The organism is Streptomyces sp. NPDC003042, from assembly GCF_053591315.1.
Genome location: NZ_JBSFTP010000117.1, coordinates 1 through 13,773, shown reverse-complemented (window position 1 = coordinate 13,773; position 13,773 = coordinate 1). Strand labels below are relative to the sequence as shown.

The window sequence follows — 13,773 nt, the reverse complement described above, 5'->3', positions numbered from 1 at the left end:
TGGCCTTCGGCCACCCTTGACCGACCGGCCCGCCCCGAAATGCCAAAGACTGTCGGGAAGCCCCCAAAGGAACGGCATGGGGGACAGTCAGGCATGCGGGCCCGTCAGGGAAGCGGGCCCGCGTTCCGGGCCTTCCCGGGGACCGGCCCCCGCGATCACCACCCCAGACCTCGTCCAGCGTCAGGCCACGGCCCGACAGATCGAAACAGCGGCCAGGAGCGCCCCAGCCCCTCCGCATCAGCTCGCTGCTCGCTCCACACGGCTCAGCGTGTGCGGGCCGTCCTGGGCTCGGGCAGAGGCCGCCCACGGTCAGTGGGCGGGCCCGCACGTCTAGGACCTGTCCGGCCGATCACTCGGAGATCGCCGACGCGTTCATGGGGCAGTCGTTGATGTCGTCGGCCGGCTGGAGTCAGGGTGTACAGAGACACCGAACGGCAGGGCCGTATCTTAGGGCAGGCGACGCTGGCACTACCGATGCGTCGCAGCCGTCCGTCGCAGCCGGGCGCCGCCCACGCCGGGTACCGGGTACCCGGCAAACGATCGGGAGTTGACCAGTGATCAGTCTGGCCGCAGTGGGGGGAGTGGCCCTGGTCGAATTGGGCATGGCCCTGACTCCGGGACCGAACATGATCCACCTCGCCTCGCGCGCGATTACCCAAGGCCGCAGGGCGGGCCTGGTCAGCCTGAGCGGGACCGCCGTGGGATTCCTGTGCTATCTGCTGGCCGCGGCCGCTGGCCTGTCCGCGTTGTTCGCCGCCGTGCCGCTGGCGTTCACGGTGGTCAAGCTCGCCGGAGCCGCCTACCTGGCCTACCTGGCCTGGGACATGCTCAAGCCCGGTGGCCGCTCCCCCTTCGCTCCGGCCCAGGACCTGCCTCCCGTCTCCGACGCCCGCCTGTTCTCGATGGGGCTCCTGACCAACCTGCTCAACCCCAAGATCGCTCTCATGTACGCCGCTCTTCTGCCCCAGTTCATGGATCCGCAGGCGGGCCCGGACTGGGCGCAACTGCTCCAGCTCGGTGGTGTGCAGATCATCGTGGGGATCTCCGTGAACGCTCTGATCATGCTGGGCGCAGCACGGGTGTCGGGGTTTCTGGCCGCCCGCCCCCGCGTGATGACCGCTCAGCGGTTCGCGGCAGGCGGCTTGCTCGGCGTCTTCGCGCTGCGCACAGCTCTGTCCCGTACGCCTGTCTCGGCCTGAGCCATGCACGCGCGCCTGTGACACCGGTGCTGCCGTGACCGGGAATGTTCGCCGGGTTGGTGTTAGTGGCTCTTGAGCCGGTCGGATGTGATCTCACTTCCGGTCGGGGAGTTGTGGGGCGTCAACCGGCGCCGCAAAGGCATCGACCACACCTGGTCAGCACTCAGATCGATCCGCGCGGCCCGACCCGACGGGGCCCCGATCTACGTGATCCTCGAGAACCTCTGCGCCCACCTGAACTGGCGCATCCGGCGCTGGGCGGTGAAGAACAAGGTCGAGCTGTGCTTCACCCCTACGCCTCCTGGGCCAACCCAATCGAGGCTCATTTCGGGCCGCTGCGGCAGTTCGCCGTCTCCAACTCCGACCACCCCAACCACACCGTGCGAACCCGCGCCCTGCACGCCTACCTGCGCTGGCGCAACAACAACGCCCGCCACCCCGACGTCCTGGCCGCACAACGACGCGAACGAGCCCGCATCCGCAGCGAGAAGGCCATCCGCTGGGGCGGCAGAGTGTTCCAGGCCGCGGCCTGACCAGCGGACCTTTCGCCTGATCAGGTGGCATGTGCCATCTGATGATGCGACCGGTCTTTGCCGCCGTGCTGTCAGGTACGCAGGTACGAGGCGCCGTTCAGGTCCAGGACCGCCCCCGACGCCCACTCGGCCTCCGGCGACGCCAGCCACAGCACGGCCGCCGCGACCTCCTGTGCCGACGCCACCCGGCCGAACGGACTCTGCGCCCGGATCGCCTCGCCGTCCGCTCCGCTCAACCGGGGCGCCACCCGCTCGGTGTCGAAGAAACCAGGTGCGACGGACGCGACGCCGATGCCGTACGGGGCGAGCGAGACGGCGAGCGACTGACCGAGAGCGTGTACCGCCGCCTTCGTCGCGCCGTAGGCGGGGTGGTCGGGCTCGCCCTTGAACGCGCCGCGCGAACCGATGTTGACGATCCTCCCGCCCGTGCCCTGTTCGATCATGCGGCGGCCGGCCAGGTAGCTGAGATGAGAGGTGGCCAGCAGATTCACCGAGACGTGCCGCTGCCACACGGCCACCCACTCCTCGTACGAGGTCTCGGGGAGCGGATGGCGCAGATTCACGGCCGCGTTGTTCACCAGCACGTCCACACCGCCGAGGAGTTCGGCCGCCGCCGACTCCACCGCCGCGACCCCGGCCGGATCGGACAGATCGCCGCCGACGAGCCCGTGCCCCTCACCTTCCAGGGACTCCAGGGTCAGCCGCGCCTCGTCCTCGCGCGACCCGAAGTGCACGGCGACGCGGTCACCGTTCGCCGCGAACGCCCGGGAGACGGCGCGACCGAGACCCCGGGAGGCACCACTGACCAGAACGCGGCGGCCGTTGGCAGGTGGTTTCATCGAAGAGGCCTCTCATGGCGGATCGTTGGCGGGACGTGTTCGACTCCCTTCTATACGAGGAGACCACAAGTCGCAGACGCCGAGCCGTGAGGAGTGCGCAGCTCGCCGTGGGCGGCCTCTGCCCGAGCCCAGGACGGCCCGCACACGCTGAGACGTGCCCTGGACGAGGTCTGGGGCGGTGATCGCGGGGGCCGGTCCCCGGGAAGGCCCCGGCACTCCCCCGACCCCGCCGAGGGGATCCCGTACACCCCGCCCCCGACCCCGCCTCCGGTCCCCGCGGCAGGACCCACCTACGTCGCCTGCAGGGCCAGCGTCGGGGACAGGCGGGCCGCGCGGGTCGCGGGGTAGAGGCCGGCCAGGGTGCCGATGGCCAGGGTGGCGGCGAAGCCGCCCGTGACCGCCCAGAGGGGGACCACCCAGGGGAGGTCGGCCACCCGGGCGTAGACGCCGGTGGCCGCGCCGCCGAGGGCGATGCCCGCCAGGCCGCCGAGGCCGGACAGGAGCAGGGATTCGGTGACGAACTGGATCCGGACGTGCCCCTTGGTGGCGCCGAGCGAGCGGCGCAGGCCGATCTCGTGGCGGCGTTCCAGCACCGAGATGATCATGGTGTTGGCGACGCCGACCCCGCCCACCAGCAGGGCGATTCCGCCCAGGCCGAGCAGGAGCGTGCTGAAGGCGCCCTCCGTCGCCGCCTTGGCCTGGAGCGCCGCCGACGGGTCCGTCACGGACACCGCGCTCGGGGTGCGGGGATTGGCCGTCCGCGCGACGAGGTCGCGTACGGCCGCCACCCGGTCGTCCGCGGAGCGTTCGTACACCGCCGTCGGGTGGCCGTCGAAGCCCAGCAGCTCCCGCGCCGCCTCCCAGCCGACCAGCGCCGAGCGCTCGATCTCCGGTGCCAGCGGGACCGTATCCAGGATGCCGGTCACCGTGAAGTAGCGGCCGCCGATGAAGACCTGCCGGCCCGGTTCCGTGATGCCGAGCCGCTGGGCCGCGACGTGCCCGAGGACGACGGCGGGATAGCGGCCAGTGGCGCTGTTCAGCCAGGCGCCGCTGCGCATCCTGGCCCGCAGCGTGCCGAGCAGGTCGTCCTTGGCGGCCTTGACCGTGATGCCGCCCGTCTCCCCCTTCGGGATGTTCTCCGTCCGGCGGACCGACTGCGCCACGTCGCCCGTCGTGCCGACCGACTCGACGCCGTCGATGCGGGAGATCATGCCGGGGGCGCCCTGCGGCAGGGTGGTGTCGTGGCCCGTGAACATCGACTGGCCCGGGGTCACGACCAGCATGTTCGTCCCCAGCTTGTCGAGTTCCCGCAGTAGCTTCGCCTGGCTGGACGAGGAGATGCCGACCACCGCGATCATCGTCGCGATCCCGATGGCGATCCCGAGCGCCGACAGGAACACCCGCATCGGGCGCGAGCGCAGGCCCGCCGAGCCGGTGTGCAGGACGTCGCGGGGGGACAGGCGCGGCGGCCTGATCCTTCTCCGGGTACGAGTACGGGTGCCGTTGCGCGTACGGATCCTCATGCCGCCTCCGTTCTCGACGGATTGCGTACGTCCGCCACGATCTCGCCGTCCCGGATCCGCACCTGCCGGGGCAGGCCGGCCGCGATCTCGCGGTCGTGGGTGATCACGGCGATGGTGGCCCCGTCCCCGTTCAGCTCGCGCAGCAGCTCCATCACGGACCGACCGGACGCCGTGTCCAGCGCCCCGGTCGGCTCGTCGGCCAGCAGCAGGTCCGGCTCGCCCGCCACCGCCCGGGCGATGGCCACGCGCTGCTTCTGCCCGCCGGACAGCTCGTGCGGCCGGTGGTCCATCCGGTCGCCGAGGCCGACCCGTTCCAAGGCGGCCGCCGCCCGGCGGCCGCGCTCCGCGCGGGAGAGCCCGGAGTACAGCAGCCCCTCGGCGACGTTCGCGCGGGCGCTGAGGCCGGGCACCAGGTGGAAGGACTGGAAGACGAAGCCGACATGGCGCGAGCGCAGCGCCGACAGCGACCGGTCGGACAGGGCCGCGATGTCGTATCCGGCGATGGAGACGCGGCCGGCGCTCGGCCGGTCCAGGGTGCCGACGATGTGGAGCAGCGTCGACTTGCCGGAGCCCGACGGACCGACGATGGCCAGGAGTTCGCCGTTCATGACGGTCAGGTCGATCCCGCGGAGGGCCGAGACACCGCCGGGGTACTCCTTGGTGACCCCGGCGAGTTCCACGACGGGGTGCGTGTGCGGTGGGATGTGCGGTGGCGTGTGCGGTGAGGTCATAGCTTGGGTATCCCTACCCGCATGCCCTCTTCGAGGGCGTCGCCGGTCACCTCGACCCGGCCGTTGCCGAACATGCCGAGCCGCACCGTGACCTCGCGGGCCGTGCCGTTCTCGACGACCTGGACGCCGAAGCCGCCGCCGGGCAGTGCGAGCAGCGCGTTGACCGGTACGGAGAGCACGCCCGTGCGGGTCTCGCCGGTCAGGTTCACCGACACCGGGGACTGGTCGGGGGCCTTGACCTCGCCGGGGTGGTCGAGGGCGACGACCACCTCGACCTCGGCCTTCTTGTCGCCGCCTCCCCCGCCTCCCCCTCCTCCTCCGCCGGTGCCCCCGCCGTTCTGGCCGTCGCCCGGACCGGCCGTGCTGCCCACCGAGTCGATCTTTCCGGTGGTGCTGCCCCCGTCCGGCAGCCGCACGGTCACCTTGTCTCCCGTCCTGGCCGCGCCCGCCTTCGCCGCATCGATCCGGAAGCGGACGATCCGCTCGGTGCCGGTCACGGTGAGCACCGGTTTGCCCGGCCCCGGCTCGTCCCCGAGCGCCGCGTCGTTGCGCCGCACCCGCTGCGGCCCGGACGCGAAGGCGACGTCGTCCTTCGCGACCTCTCCCGTCTGTGGCGCCTTGTGGGCCTTCTGCCACCGCTTGACCGCTGCCGTCGTGCCCGCCGTGAAGGTGCCGTCCTGCGCGTCGAGGCCGGTCCCGTAGCCGAGGGCCACCAGGTTCCGCTTGAGCTGCTTGACGTCCTCGCCCTTGTCCCCGGCCTTCAGCGGCCGGTACATCGGGGTCGTCCCGTACATCAGGCGGACCGGCTTCCCGTTGATGTCGTAGAGCCGCCCGTCCCGCTCGACCGCCGTACCCTCACCCGCGATCCAGGTGAGGACACCCGGTCCGCCCGCGCTCAGCTTGCGTTCCTGCGCGTACCCGAGGGTGCCCTCGACCTGGAGGCCGGCGCTGAGGTCTCCGCGCTGAACCGGTGCGGTCGCCGGGGGCAGGCCGTTCGTACGCTCCTGCTCCGTACCGTCGCGCGGGGCGCGTTCCAGCACGGCGTAACCGCCGCCCGAGACGGCCAGGACGACGGCCAGCGAGCCGAGCAGCCACGCGCCGCGCCTGCCCGTCCGGCCGTCCGTCCGGCTGCCCGTCCCGCTGCCCGCCCGGCCGTCCGTCCGGCCGCCCATCAGGCCGCTTCGCACTTCTTCTGGGCGTCCTCGAAGGCCTTCTCCTGGCCCTTGGGGATCTCGATGGCGTTCTTCATGCCCGCGTTGTACTCCGGGTCCTTGAGGTCCACGCCGTTCTTGCGCATGCACTGGACCCACCGGAGCTCCTTGTCCTTCTGCTCCTGCGTCGGTTCGCCGTTGGAGCCGGGGCCCTGCGCTCCGCAGGCCTTCATGGCCTCCTGCATCTTCTGCGGGTCCACGCCGCCGCCCACCGTCATGCCGCGCGGGTCCTGGCCCGGCGCGGGGTCGGGGGCGTCTATGCCCTGCTCGCGCAGGCACTGGCGCAGCTTCACCGCCTTGTCGGCGTCCGCGCCGCTGCTGCTGCCGCCGTTGCTACTGCTGTTGCCGCCGCCGGAGCCGTCCTTCTTCCCGTCCGACGAGCCGCCGCTCGTGCAGGCGGTCACGAAGAGGGTCAGCCCGGTGAGGACCGCGGCCGTGGTCATGGTCAGGGATCGCTTCATGGGCCCGAGCCTGCGGCAGAAGGGGATGTCGCTTCCCTCTCGCAGACTGCTTACACCGGCGAAATGCCCTCCTCCTGTAGAGAGGACGGCATGCGAGTTCTGGTGGTGGAGGACGAGGAGTTCCTCCGGGAGATGATTGCCGAGGGGCTGCGCCGCGACGCGCTGGCCGTCGACGAGGCGGGTGACGGCCTGGAGGCGCTGCGGCGCCTGCGCCTGGGCGAGTACGACGTCCTCGTCCTCGACCGCGACCTCCCCGGCCTGCACGGCGACGAGGTCTGCCGCCAGGTGGTGCGCGAGCGGCTGCTGACCCGGGTGCTGATGCTGACGGCGTCCGGGACCGTACGCGAACGCGTGGAGGGGCTCGGCCTCGGCGCCGACGACTACCTCACCAAGCCCTTCGCCTACGACGAACTCCTCGCCCGCGTCCTGGCGCTCGGCCGCCGCACCCGCCCCGCCCTGCCGCCCGTACTGGAACGCTCCGGGATCGCCCTGGACACCGCCCGCCGTTCGGTCACCCGCGACGGCCACCGCCTGTCCCTCTCGCGCAAGGAGTTCGCCGTCCTGGAGGCGCTGCTGCGCGCCGAGGGCGCCGTGCTGAGCAGTGACGACCTGATCGAGCAGGTGTGGGAGGAGGACACCAGCTACAGCACGAACGCCGTCCGGGTCACGCTCAGCAAGCTGCGCGCCAAGCTGGGCGAGCCGCCGCTGATCGGGACGGTCCCGGGCGCGGGCTACCGGATCACCGGTCCGTGATGAGAGCAGTGCTCCATTCCGAGCGCGCCCGTCTCACCGCGCTCTACGGCGCGCTGCTGCTCCTCGCGGGCGGGGGCCTGGTCGCGCTGGTCAACGTCCTGCTGCGCAACGGTCTCTCCTCGCGCATCAGCGGGGCCGTCACCACCGTGATGCCCGCCTCCCGGATGGGCGAGAGCCCGACCGAGGGCCAGTCCCGCGGTCCGGTACCCGCCGAGAAGCTGCCGCCCGGCGTCGCCCCGACCCAGGAACAGCTCGACCAGTGGCGCGTCACCAGGAACGTCTCCGCCGCCGTCGAACAGGCCGCGCTGCACGAGCTCACGCTGGTCTCCCTCGTCGCCCTCGCCCTCTTCGCCGTGCTGTCCGTCTGGCTGGCCTGGTGGATGGCGGGCCGCGTGCTGCGCCCCGTCGGCGTGATCACCGAAACGGCCCGCCGGCTGTCCGGCGCGAACCTGCACGAGCGGATCGGCCTCCAGGCCCCGCCCGGCGAACTGAAGCGGCTGGCCGACACCTTCGACGGGATGCTCGACCGGATGGAGGACCTGGTCGGCGCGCAGCGCCGGTTCGCCGCGAACGCCGCGCACGAGCTGCGCACGCCGCTCGCCGTCCAGCGGGCCGCGGCCGAGATCGGCCTGGCCGGGGAGCCGTCGCCGCGGAAGGTGGCCCGGATCCGGGAGCGGCTCATCGCGGTGGCCGACTCCAGCGAACACCTCGTCGAGTCGCTGCTGCTGCTCGCGGTGTCCGAGGAGGGCCTGGAGTCGACGGAGCCGGTGGACCTGGCGGCGCTGGTACGCAAGCAGCTGCGGGCGGCGGTCCCGCCGCCAGACCCGTCGTCCTCCTCGGCCGCCCCGTCGTCCTCTTCGCCCGCCCCGTCGCCCGCCCCACCGCCCGCCCCGGCCGCCGTCGTACGGGACCTCGCGCCGCTGACCGTCCAGGGTGACGGGACCCTGCTCGGCCACGTCGTCCGGAACCTCCTCGACAATGCCGTACGTCACAACCGCGACGGCGGCCGGATCCGCGTCGCGACCTCGCCCGACGGGCTGCTGACGGTCTCCAATACCGGCCCGGTGATCGAGCCGCAGGACGTGCCGCGCCTCCTGGAGCCCTTCCGGCGCCGCGCGGAACGCCGGCACACCGCAGGTGAGGGCGCCGGTCTGGGCCTGTCGATCGTCGCCTCCATCGCGCGGGCGCACGGCGCGCGGCTGCTCGCCGAGGCGAACCCGGAACCGGACGGCGGCCTGACCGTCCGCGTCCGCTTCCCCGTGGGCATCGCGGCCGGGGACGGCGGGCATTCGGCCGGAGTGAAGATCAGCTGATGTACGGTCGGGTCAATGAGCAAGCACGCCCGAACCCGCACCCGTACGAGCACCCGTACCAGTGCCCGTACGCGCGCCCGTTCCGCCGAACGCCGGCGGCGCGCCCTCGTCGCCACCGCCGTCGCCGGTCTGCTGGCCTTCGGGGTCGGCTGGTTCCAGGCGCTCCAGGCCCCGCCCGGCGCCCCCGTCCCGCAGACCCGTTCGGACGCCCGCCCCCAGGCCCCCGACCGTGCCGCGCGCGACGAGCAGCGGGCCGACGTCCGCCAGGGGCTCCCGGAGCTCAGCGAGGCGACCCGCGCCGCGATCCCCGCGGACTCGCGCCAGCTGGTGCTGGTCACGGGCAAGGCCAAGGACTCCTCGGAGTCGACCGTGTCCCTCTACACCCGCCCCGCACCCGGCGCCGACTGGGCGCGTACCGCGAGCTGGCCGGCCCGCAACGGCGCCAAGGGCTGGTCCGCCGACCGCGTGTACGGCGACCTGACCTCCCCGCAGGGGGTGTTCTCCCTGAGCGACGCGGGAGGTCTGCTGCCGGCCCCGCCCGGTACCCGTCTCCCGTACGACCGCGACGCCTCCTTCGTCCCCTCGGGCCGGGGCGTGAACGGCGAGTCGCTGGCGGGCTCCTTCGACTACGTCGTGGCGATCGACTTCAACCGCAGGCAGGGCACGTCCCCCCTGGACCCGGCCAAGCCGGAGGGCGAGCGCAAGGGCGGCTACATCTGGCTCCACGTGGACCACGACGGCCCGTCCCAGGGCTGCGTCGGCATCTCGAAGGCGGCGATGAAGCAGCTCCTCACCACTCTGGACCCGGCGGCGAACCCGGTCATCGCGATGGGCCCGCCGGGGTTGTGACGGCCCGCGGCCGCCGCCACCGTCAGATCCTGACGACCCGCACACGGCTCCCGCACAGCGCGGACAGGTCTTCCGGATCCGAGGTCAGCACGGTGGCGGGTCCGGGCTGGTCGAGGGCGGTCGCCGCCACGATCGCGTCCAGCGCGTACTTGTGTCCGTGCAGCCCGGCAGCGGCGAGCAGCTTGCTCGCATGCCGCGCGATGGCCTCGCTCGGCGGAACGACGTGCACGCGGGAGACCGCGTAGTCGAACTGGGCCTGGCCCGTCCTGGGATCACGAGCCTCTACGAGCGTGACCGAGCTGATCACCACCCGGATGTCTTCGGCTTCGGCTGCCGTCAGCCACTCAAGCAGCCCGCGGTTCCGGCGCACGACCCGGGAGAGACCCTCGGAGTCGAGGATCAGCGTCCCGCTCATGCGGCATTCGACGATGCTGCCGTCTCGCCGCGCAGGATGGCTCGCTTCGCTTCGACTGCTGCCGGATCGGCGGGGCCGTTGGTGGCCTCGGAGTCCTCGATCAGTTCGCGGAGCCGGTCACGCTCCAGCTGCCGCTGAACGAGCGCCTCGATGTATGCGGACATGCCGCGCTTGCCGGTGCGCGCCTTGAGCGCCGCGATCGTCCCCTCGTGGAGGGAGACGGATACCGGGCGGGTCGGGCCTTCGCCCGGCGGGGGCTGGTCGGTCATGGGGAAATTCTAACAAAGTGAATGTTATTCGGGTGCGGGTGCGGGTGCGGGTGCGGGCGGCGGTGCTACTCGCCGTGCCACGCTCGCCTGGCTTCCTCGATCACATCCTCGGGTAGGCGGCCGTGACGGCGCTCGTGGTCCTCGACGATTTCCTGAGCCTTCAGGAGTGCCAGCCAGTGTTCGGCCGCCGCGTCGACGAAGGCGGAGAACTGGTCCTCGCCCGCGCGCTCCTCGATTGCTCGGCGATGGAGCGCCGCATGGTCACCGTCTTCCTCACCGTGGTCTCGGGCATGCCGGCCTCCGTGATCGCCAAGGTTTCATCTGCCACGAATCCACCATCCCATCGTGGGCGGGACTCCACGGGGTCGTTCGGCGTATCGTGTCCCACCCCTTGCCTGACGGTCCGTCAGATACGACGATGGCCCCGCACCGGTATGACGAATCGGCAGTCGGGCCGATGGCCGGGCGACAGGCGAAGGTGAGGCGGGCGCGGCATGGCACGCGTGTTTCCGGAAGGCCGGCTGGCGTACGGGATGCAGCTCCCGGTCCAGTCGCAGAGCACCCTCTACGCCGAACCCTGGGAGGCGTCGGCCACCCCCGCCGACCTCGCCGACATCGCACGGGCCGCCGACCGCGCAGGCTTCGGGTACGTCGCCACCTGCGACCACGTCGCCATCCCGCGCCGGCTCGCCGGGCCAATGAGCACCGTCTGGTACGACCCGGTGGCCACCCTGGCCTTCCTGGCCGGGATCACCGAACGCGTGCGCCTGCTGAGCCACGTCGCGATCGTCGGCCTGCGCCACCCGCTGGTCACCGCCAAGCAGTACGCCACCCTCGACCACCTCTCCGGAGGCCGCCTGATCCTCGGGGTCGGCGCCGGGCACGTCCAGGAGGAGTTCGAGGCCCTCGGCGTGGACTTCGCCCGCCGGGGGGCCGTAATCGACGAGACCCTCGACGCGCTGCGCGCGGCGCTGGGACCCGAGGAGTATCCGGAGTTCGAGGGCGAGCGGTTCTCCTTCAAGGACCTGGGGCAGCTGCCCCGGCCCGCCCAGGCGCGGATCCCCGTCTGGGTCGGCGGCTCCTCGCCCGCGGCGGTCCGCCGGGCCGCCGTGCGCGGCGACGGCTGGCTCCCGCAGGGGGACCCGCGCGAGAAGATTCCGGCGCAGGTCGCCCGGATGCGGGAGCTGCGCGCCGAAGCCGGCGTCACCGGCCCCCTGGAGATCGGCGCGATCACCGAGGCGCTCTACGTCGGCGAGCCCGCCTGGGACATCGGCCGCCGGGCCGTGACCGGCAAGGCGGAGGCGCTCGCCGAGTCCCTCCGGGAGTACCGGGCGCTGGGCGTGGACCAGATCCAGGTCCGTTTCCGCAGCCGCGACCGGGCCGAACTCGTGGACCAGATCACCGCTTTCGGGGCCGAGGTGGCTCCCCTCCTCAACGACTAGCCGATTGGGGCACACGCATGGGCAAGCTGGACGGGCGCGTCGTCATCGTCACGGGTGCGGCGCGCGGCCAGGGCGAGCAGGAGGCCCGCCTCTTCGCCGCCGAGGGCGCCAAGGTGCTGCTGGGCGACGTACTCGACGAGCAGGGCGCCGCCGTCGCCAAGGAGATCGGCGAGGACCGGGCGCGCTACGTACGGATGGACGTGAGCCGCGAGGAGGACTGGGCGGCGGCGATCGCCGCCGCGAAGGAGGCCTTCGGCCCGGTGAACGGCCTGGTCAACAACGCCGGGATCCTGCGCTTCAACGAGCTGGCCGCCACCCCGCTGGAGGAGTTCCAGCAGGTGGTCCAGGTCAACCAGGTCGGCGCCTTCCTCGGCATCAAGTCCCTGGCCCCCGAGATCGAGGCGGCCGGCGGCGGGACCATCGTCAACACCTCCTCGTACACGGGCCTGACGGGCATGGCGTACGTGGGCTCGTACGCGGCGACCAAGGCGGCGATCCTCGGGCTGACGCGGGTGGCGGCGCTGGAGCTGGCGGCCAAGGGGATCCGGGTCAACGCCATGTGCCCGGGGGCCGTGGACACCCCCATGGCCAACCCGGGTCTGCTCGACCCGGCCGGGATCACGGACGAGGCCAAGGAGGCCATGGCCGAGCTCTACAAGCGGGTGGTCCCGATGGGCCGGGTGGGGCAGCCGGAGGAGATAGCGAGGCTGGCCCTGTTCCTGACCAGTGACGACTCCTCGTACATCACCGGCCAGCCGTTCGTCATCGACGGCGGCTGGATGGCCGGCGTGAGCATTATCTGATGGAGCGTCAGGTGCCGGTATTGACGCTCCCGCCGTGCGATGGAACAGTCGACTCATCGATCTGACGTAACGTCAGAAACTGAAGGACGGTGAACCCCTTTGGAATTCGGGCTCTTCGTGCAGGGATACGTGCCTGAGGCGCGATCCAAGGTCGACCCCGAGGCGGAGCACAAAGCGCTGCTCGAGGAGACCGAGTACGTCATCCAGGCCGACAAGTCCGGCTTCAAGTACGCCTGGGCCTCCGAGCACCACTTCCTGGAGGAGTACTCGCACCTCTCGGCGAACGAGGTCTTCCTCGGCTACCTCGCCCACGCCACCGAGCGCATCCACCTCGGCTCGGGCATCTTCAACCCGCTCGCCCCGGTGAACCACCCGGTGAAGGTCGCCGAGAAGGTCACCATGCTCGACCACCTCTCCAAGGGCCGCTTCGAGTTCGGCACCGGGCGCGGCGCGGGCAGCCACGAGATCCTCGGCTTCTTCCCCGGCATCGAGGACATGAACCACACCAAGGAGATCTGGGAGGAGACGATCGCGGAGTTCCCCAAGATGTTCCTTCAGGAGGAATACGAGGGGTTCAACGGCAAGCACTGGTCCCTCCCGCCGCGCAAGATCTTCCCGAAGCCGTACGGGAAGGCCCACCCGGCCATGTGGTACGCCGCCGGATCGCCGTCCTCGTACGCGATGGCCGCCCGGAAGGGCCTGGGGGTCCTCGGCTTCAGCGTGCAGAAGGTCTCCGACATGTCATGGGTCCTGGACCAGTACAAGACCGCCATCCAGGAGGCGAAGGCCATCGGGGCCTTCGTGAACGACAACGTCATGGTCACCTCGACCGCGATCTGCGCCGAGACCCACGACAAGGCGGTCGAGATCGCCGTCAACGGCGGCCTCAACCGGCTCCAGTCCCTCGTCTTCCGCTACCACGACACCTTCCCCCGGCCGGAGGGCATCCCGGAGTGGCCGGAACTCCTGCCCGAGTACAGCGCGGAGATCATCGAGCTGCTGATCGCGGAGGAGCTGATGATCTGCGGCGACCCGTCGGAGGTGCTGCGCCAGTGCCGGCGCTGGGAGGAGGCCGGCGCGGACCAGCTCTCCTTCGGCCTGCCGATCGGCGTCTCGTACGAGGACACGATGACCAGCATCCGGCTCATCGGGGAACACGTCATCCCGAAGATCGACACGGACCCGATCCACCGCACGACCCGCTTCCGCCAGTCCGTTTAGCACGGGGGCTTGACGGGGGACGACCCCCGGGCTCCGCCCGGGACCCGCCGACTGGCCCGGAGGGCCGGCATTGACCTGGCGGGTCACGCCTCGGCCGCCAGGCCAGGACCGGCCCGCAGGGTGGGTGCCGACCTGCCGGGTCGGTGCGAGCCCACCGTCACCTTCACCATGCTGTCCATCACCCACCAGCCCTCGCTGGTGGAGCACCCGG

Annotated in this window: 14 protein-coding genes and 1 pseudogene; 8 read left to right on the top strand and 7 right to left on the bottom strand. The window is 71.7% G+C overall.

Annotation, left to right across the window (positions count from 1 at the left end; all coding sequences use genetic code 11):
- The first annotated feature begins 554 nt into the window (after positions 1-554).
- Together ACWDYJ_RS33950 and ACWDYJ_RS33945 are read left to right on the top strand one after the other, a co-directional pair.
- Entirely contained in the window at positions 555-1,199 is a 645-nt protein-coding gene (locus tag ACWDYJ_RS33950; protein WP_451569461.1) for a LysE family translocator, read from the top strand.
- A 111-nt stretch (positions 1,200-1,310) separates the two neighbouring features.
- A pseudogene (locus ACWDYJ_RS33945) lies at positions 1,311-1,732 on the top strand (IS630 family transposase); the annotation flags it as partial.
- A 71-nt stretch (positions 1,733-1,803) separates the two neighbouring features.
- On the opposite strand, the gene ACWDYJ_RS33940 reads toward ACWDYJ_RS33945, so the two are convergent.
- The 5 genes from ACWDYJ_RS33940 to ACWDYJ_RS33920 all read right to left on the bottom strand — a co-directional run bounded on the left by ACWDYJ_RS33940 (position 1,804) and on the right by ACWDYJ_RS33920 (position 6,497).
- A complete protein-coding gene (locus ACWDYJ_RS33940) occupies positions 1,804-2,571 on the bottom strand; it encodes an SDR family NAD(P)-dependent oxidoreductase (RefSeq protein ID WP_451569460.1) in 768 nt (255 codons plus the stop codon).
- Positions 2,572-2,861: 290 nt separating this feature from the next.
- Positions 2,862-4,094, bottom strand: coding sequence for an ABC transporter permease (locus ACWDYJ_RS33935; protein WP_451569459.1), 1,233 nt, complete (start codon positions 4,092-4,094; stop codon positions 2,862-2,864).
- Entirely contained in the window at positions 4,091-4,825 is a 735-nt protein-coding gene (locus ACWDYJ_RS33930) for an ABC transporter ATP-binding protein (protein ID WP_451569458.1), read from the bottom strand. The genes ACWDYJ_RS33935 and ACWDYJ_RS33930 overlap by 4 nt, the downstream gene beginning before the upstream one ends.
- Positions 4,822-6,012, bottom strand: a complete 1,191-nt coding sequence (locus ACWDYJ_RS33925; protein ID WP_451569457.1) for a peptidoglycan-binding protein — start codon at positions 6,010-6,012, stop codon at positions 4,822-4,824. The genes ACWDYJ_RS33930 and ACWDYJ_RS33925 overlap by 4 nt, the downstream gene beginning before the upstream one ends.
- Complete coding sequence (locus tag ACWDYJ_RS33920) at positions 5,997-6,497, bottom strand: hypothetical protein (protein ID WP_451569456.1); 501 nt, start codon at positions 6,495-6,497, stop codon at positions 5,997-5,999. Before ACWDYJ_RS33920 ends, ACWDYJ_RS33925 begins: the two co-directional genes overlap by 16 nt.
- Positions 6,498-6,587: 90 nt before the next feature.
- On the opposite strand from ACWDYJ_RS33920, the gene ACWDYJ_RS33915 reads away from it, so the two are divergent.
- From ACWDYJ_RS33915 to ACWDYJ_RS33905, 3 genes are read left to right on the top strand one after another with little or no spacing between them, the layout of a single operon-like run.
- Complete coding sequence (locus ACWDYJ_RS33915; RefSeq protein ID WP_451569455.1) at positions 6,588-7,250, top strand: response regulator transcription factor; 663 nt, start codon at positions 6,588-6,590, stop codon at positions 7,248-7,250.
- On the top strand, positions 7,250-8,563 hold the full coding sequence (locus ACWDYJ_RS33910; RefSeq protein ID WP_451569454.1) for an ATP-binding protein: 1,314 nt from the start codon (positions 7,250-7,252) through the stop codon (positions 8,561-8,563). Before ACWDYJ_RS33915 ends, ACWDYJ_RS33910 begins: the two co-directional genes overlap by 1 nt.
- Positions 8,564-8,578: 15 nt before the next feature.
- A complete protein-coding gene (locus ACWDYJ_RS33905; RefSeq protein WP_451569453.1) occupies positions 8,579-9,412 on the top strand; it encodes a L,D-transpeptidase family protein in 834 nt (277 codons plus the stop codon).
- Positions 9,413-9,434: 22 nt separating this feature from the next.
- Here the strand turns inward: ACWDYJ_RS33905 and ACWDYJ_RS33900 are convergent, their stop codons facing one another.
- Complete coding sequence (locus ACWDYJ_RS33900) at positions 9,435-9,827, bottom strand: type II toxin-antitoxin system VapC family toxin (protein ID WP_451569452.1); 393 nt, start codon at positions 9,825-9,827, stop codon at positions 9,435-9,437.
- Positions 9,824-10,096 (bottom strand): hypothetical protein, encoded by a 273-nt coding sequence (locus ACWDYJ_RS33895; protein ID WP_451569451.1) that lies wholly within the window; start codon positions 10,094-10,096, stop codon positions 9,824-9,826. The genes ACWDYJ_RS33900 and ACWDYJ_RS33895 overlap by 4 nt, the downstream gene beginning before the upstream one ends.
- Before the next feature lie 494 nt (positions 10,097-10,590).
- On the opposite strand from ACWDYJ_RS33895, the gene ACWDYJ_RS33890 reads away from it, so the two are divergent.
- The 3 genes from ACWDYJ_RS33890 (at position 10,591) to ACWDYJ_RS33880 (ending at position 13,562) form a co-directional block, all read left to right on the top strand.
- Positions 10,591-11,538, top strand: a complete 948-nt coding sequence (locus tag ACWDYJ_RS33890) for an LLM class F420-dependent oxidoreductase (protein ID WP_451569450.1) — start codon at positions 10,591-10,593, stop codon at positions 11,536-11,538.
- A 17-nt stretch (positions 11,539-11,555) separates the two neighbouring features.
- A complete protein-coding gene (locus tag ACWDYJ_RS33885) occupies positions 11,556-12,341 on the top strand; it encodes an SDR family NAD(P)-dependent oxidoreductase (protein ID WP_451569449.1) in 786 nt (261 codons plus the stop codon).
- Between the two features lie 99 nt (positions 12,342-12,440).
- Positions 12,441-13,562 (top strand): LLM class flavin-dependent oxidoreductase, encoded by a 1,122-nt coding sequence (locus tag ACWDYJ_RS33880; RefSeq protein ID WP_451569448.1) that lies wholly within the window; start codon positions 12,441-12,443, stop codon positions 13,560-13,562.
- Positions 13,563-13,773 lie beyond the last annotated feature (211 nt).

Excerpts from the sequence above, each read along its gene's own strand:
- ACWDYJ_RS33885 (WP_451569449.1), top strand. The coding sequence starts at position 11,556 with ATGGGCAAGCTGGACGGGCGCGTCGTCATCGTCACGGGTGCGGCGCGC.
- ACWDYJ_RS33910 (WP_451569454.1), top strand. The coding sequence starts at position 7,250 with ATGAGAGCAGTGCTCCATTCCGAGCGCGCCCGTCTCACCGCGCTCTAC.
- ACWDYJ_RS33905 (WP_451569453.1), top strand. The coding sequence starts at position 8,579 with ATGAGCAAGCACGCCCGAACCCGCACCCGTACGAGCACCCGTACCAGT.
- ACWDYJ_RS33890 (WP_451569450.1), top strand. The coding sequence starts at position 10,591 with ATGGCACGCGTGTTTCCGGAAGGCCGGCTGGCGTACGGGATGCAGCTC.
- ACWDYJ_RS33935 (WP_451569459.1), bottom strand. The coding sequence starts at position 4,094 with ATGAGGATCCGTACGCGCAACGGCACCCGTACTCGTACCCGGAGAAGG.
- ACWDYJ_RS33920 (WP_451569456.1), bottom strand. The coding sequence starts at position 6,497 with ATGAAGCGATCCCTGACCATGACCACGGCCGCGGTCCTCACCGGGCTG.
- ACWDYJ_RS33940 (WP_451569460.1), bottom strand. The coding sequence starts at position 2,571 with ATGAAACCACCTGCCAACGGCCGCCGCGTTCTGGTCAGTGGTGCCTCC.
- ACWDYJ_RS33915 (WP_451569455.1), top strand. The coding sequence starts at position 6,588 with ATGCGAGTTCTGGTGGTGGAGGACGAGGAGTTCCTCCGGGAGATGATT.
- ACWDYJ_RS33930 (WP_451569458.1), bottom strand. The coding sequence starts at position 4,825 with ATGACCTCACCGCACACGCCACCGCACATCCCACCGCACACGCACCCC.
- ACWDYJ_RS33900 (WP_451569452.1), bottom strand. The coding sequence starts at position 9,827 with ATGAGCGGGACGCTGATCCTCGACTCCGAGGGTCTCTCCCGGGTCGTG.
- ACWDYJ_RS33895 (WP_451569451.1), bottom strand. The coding sequence starts at position 10,096 with ATGACCGACCAGCCCCCGCCGGGCGAAGGCCCGACCCGCCCGGTATCC.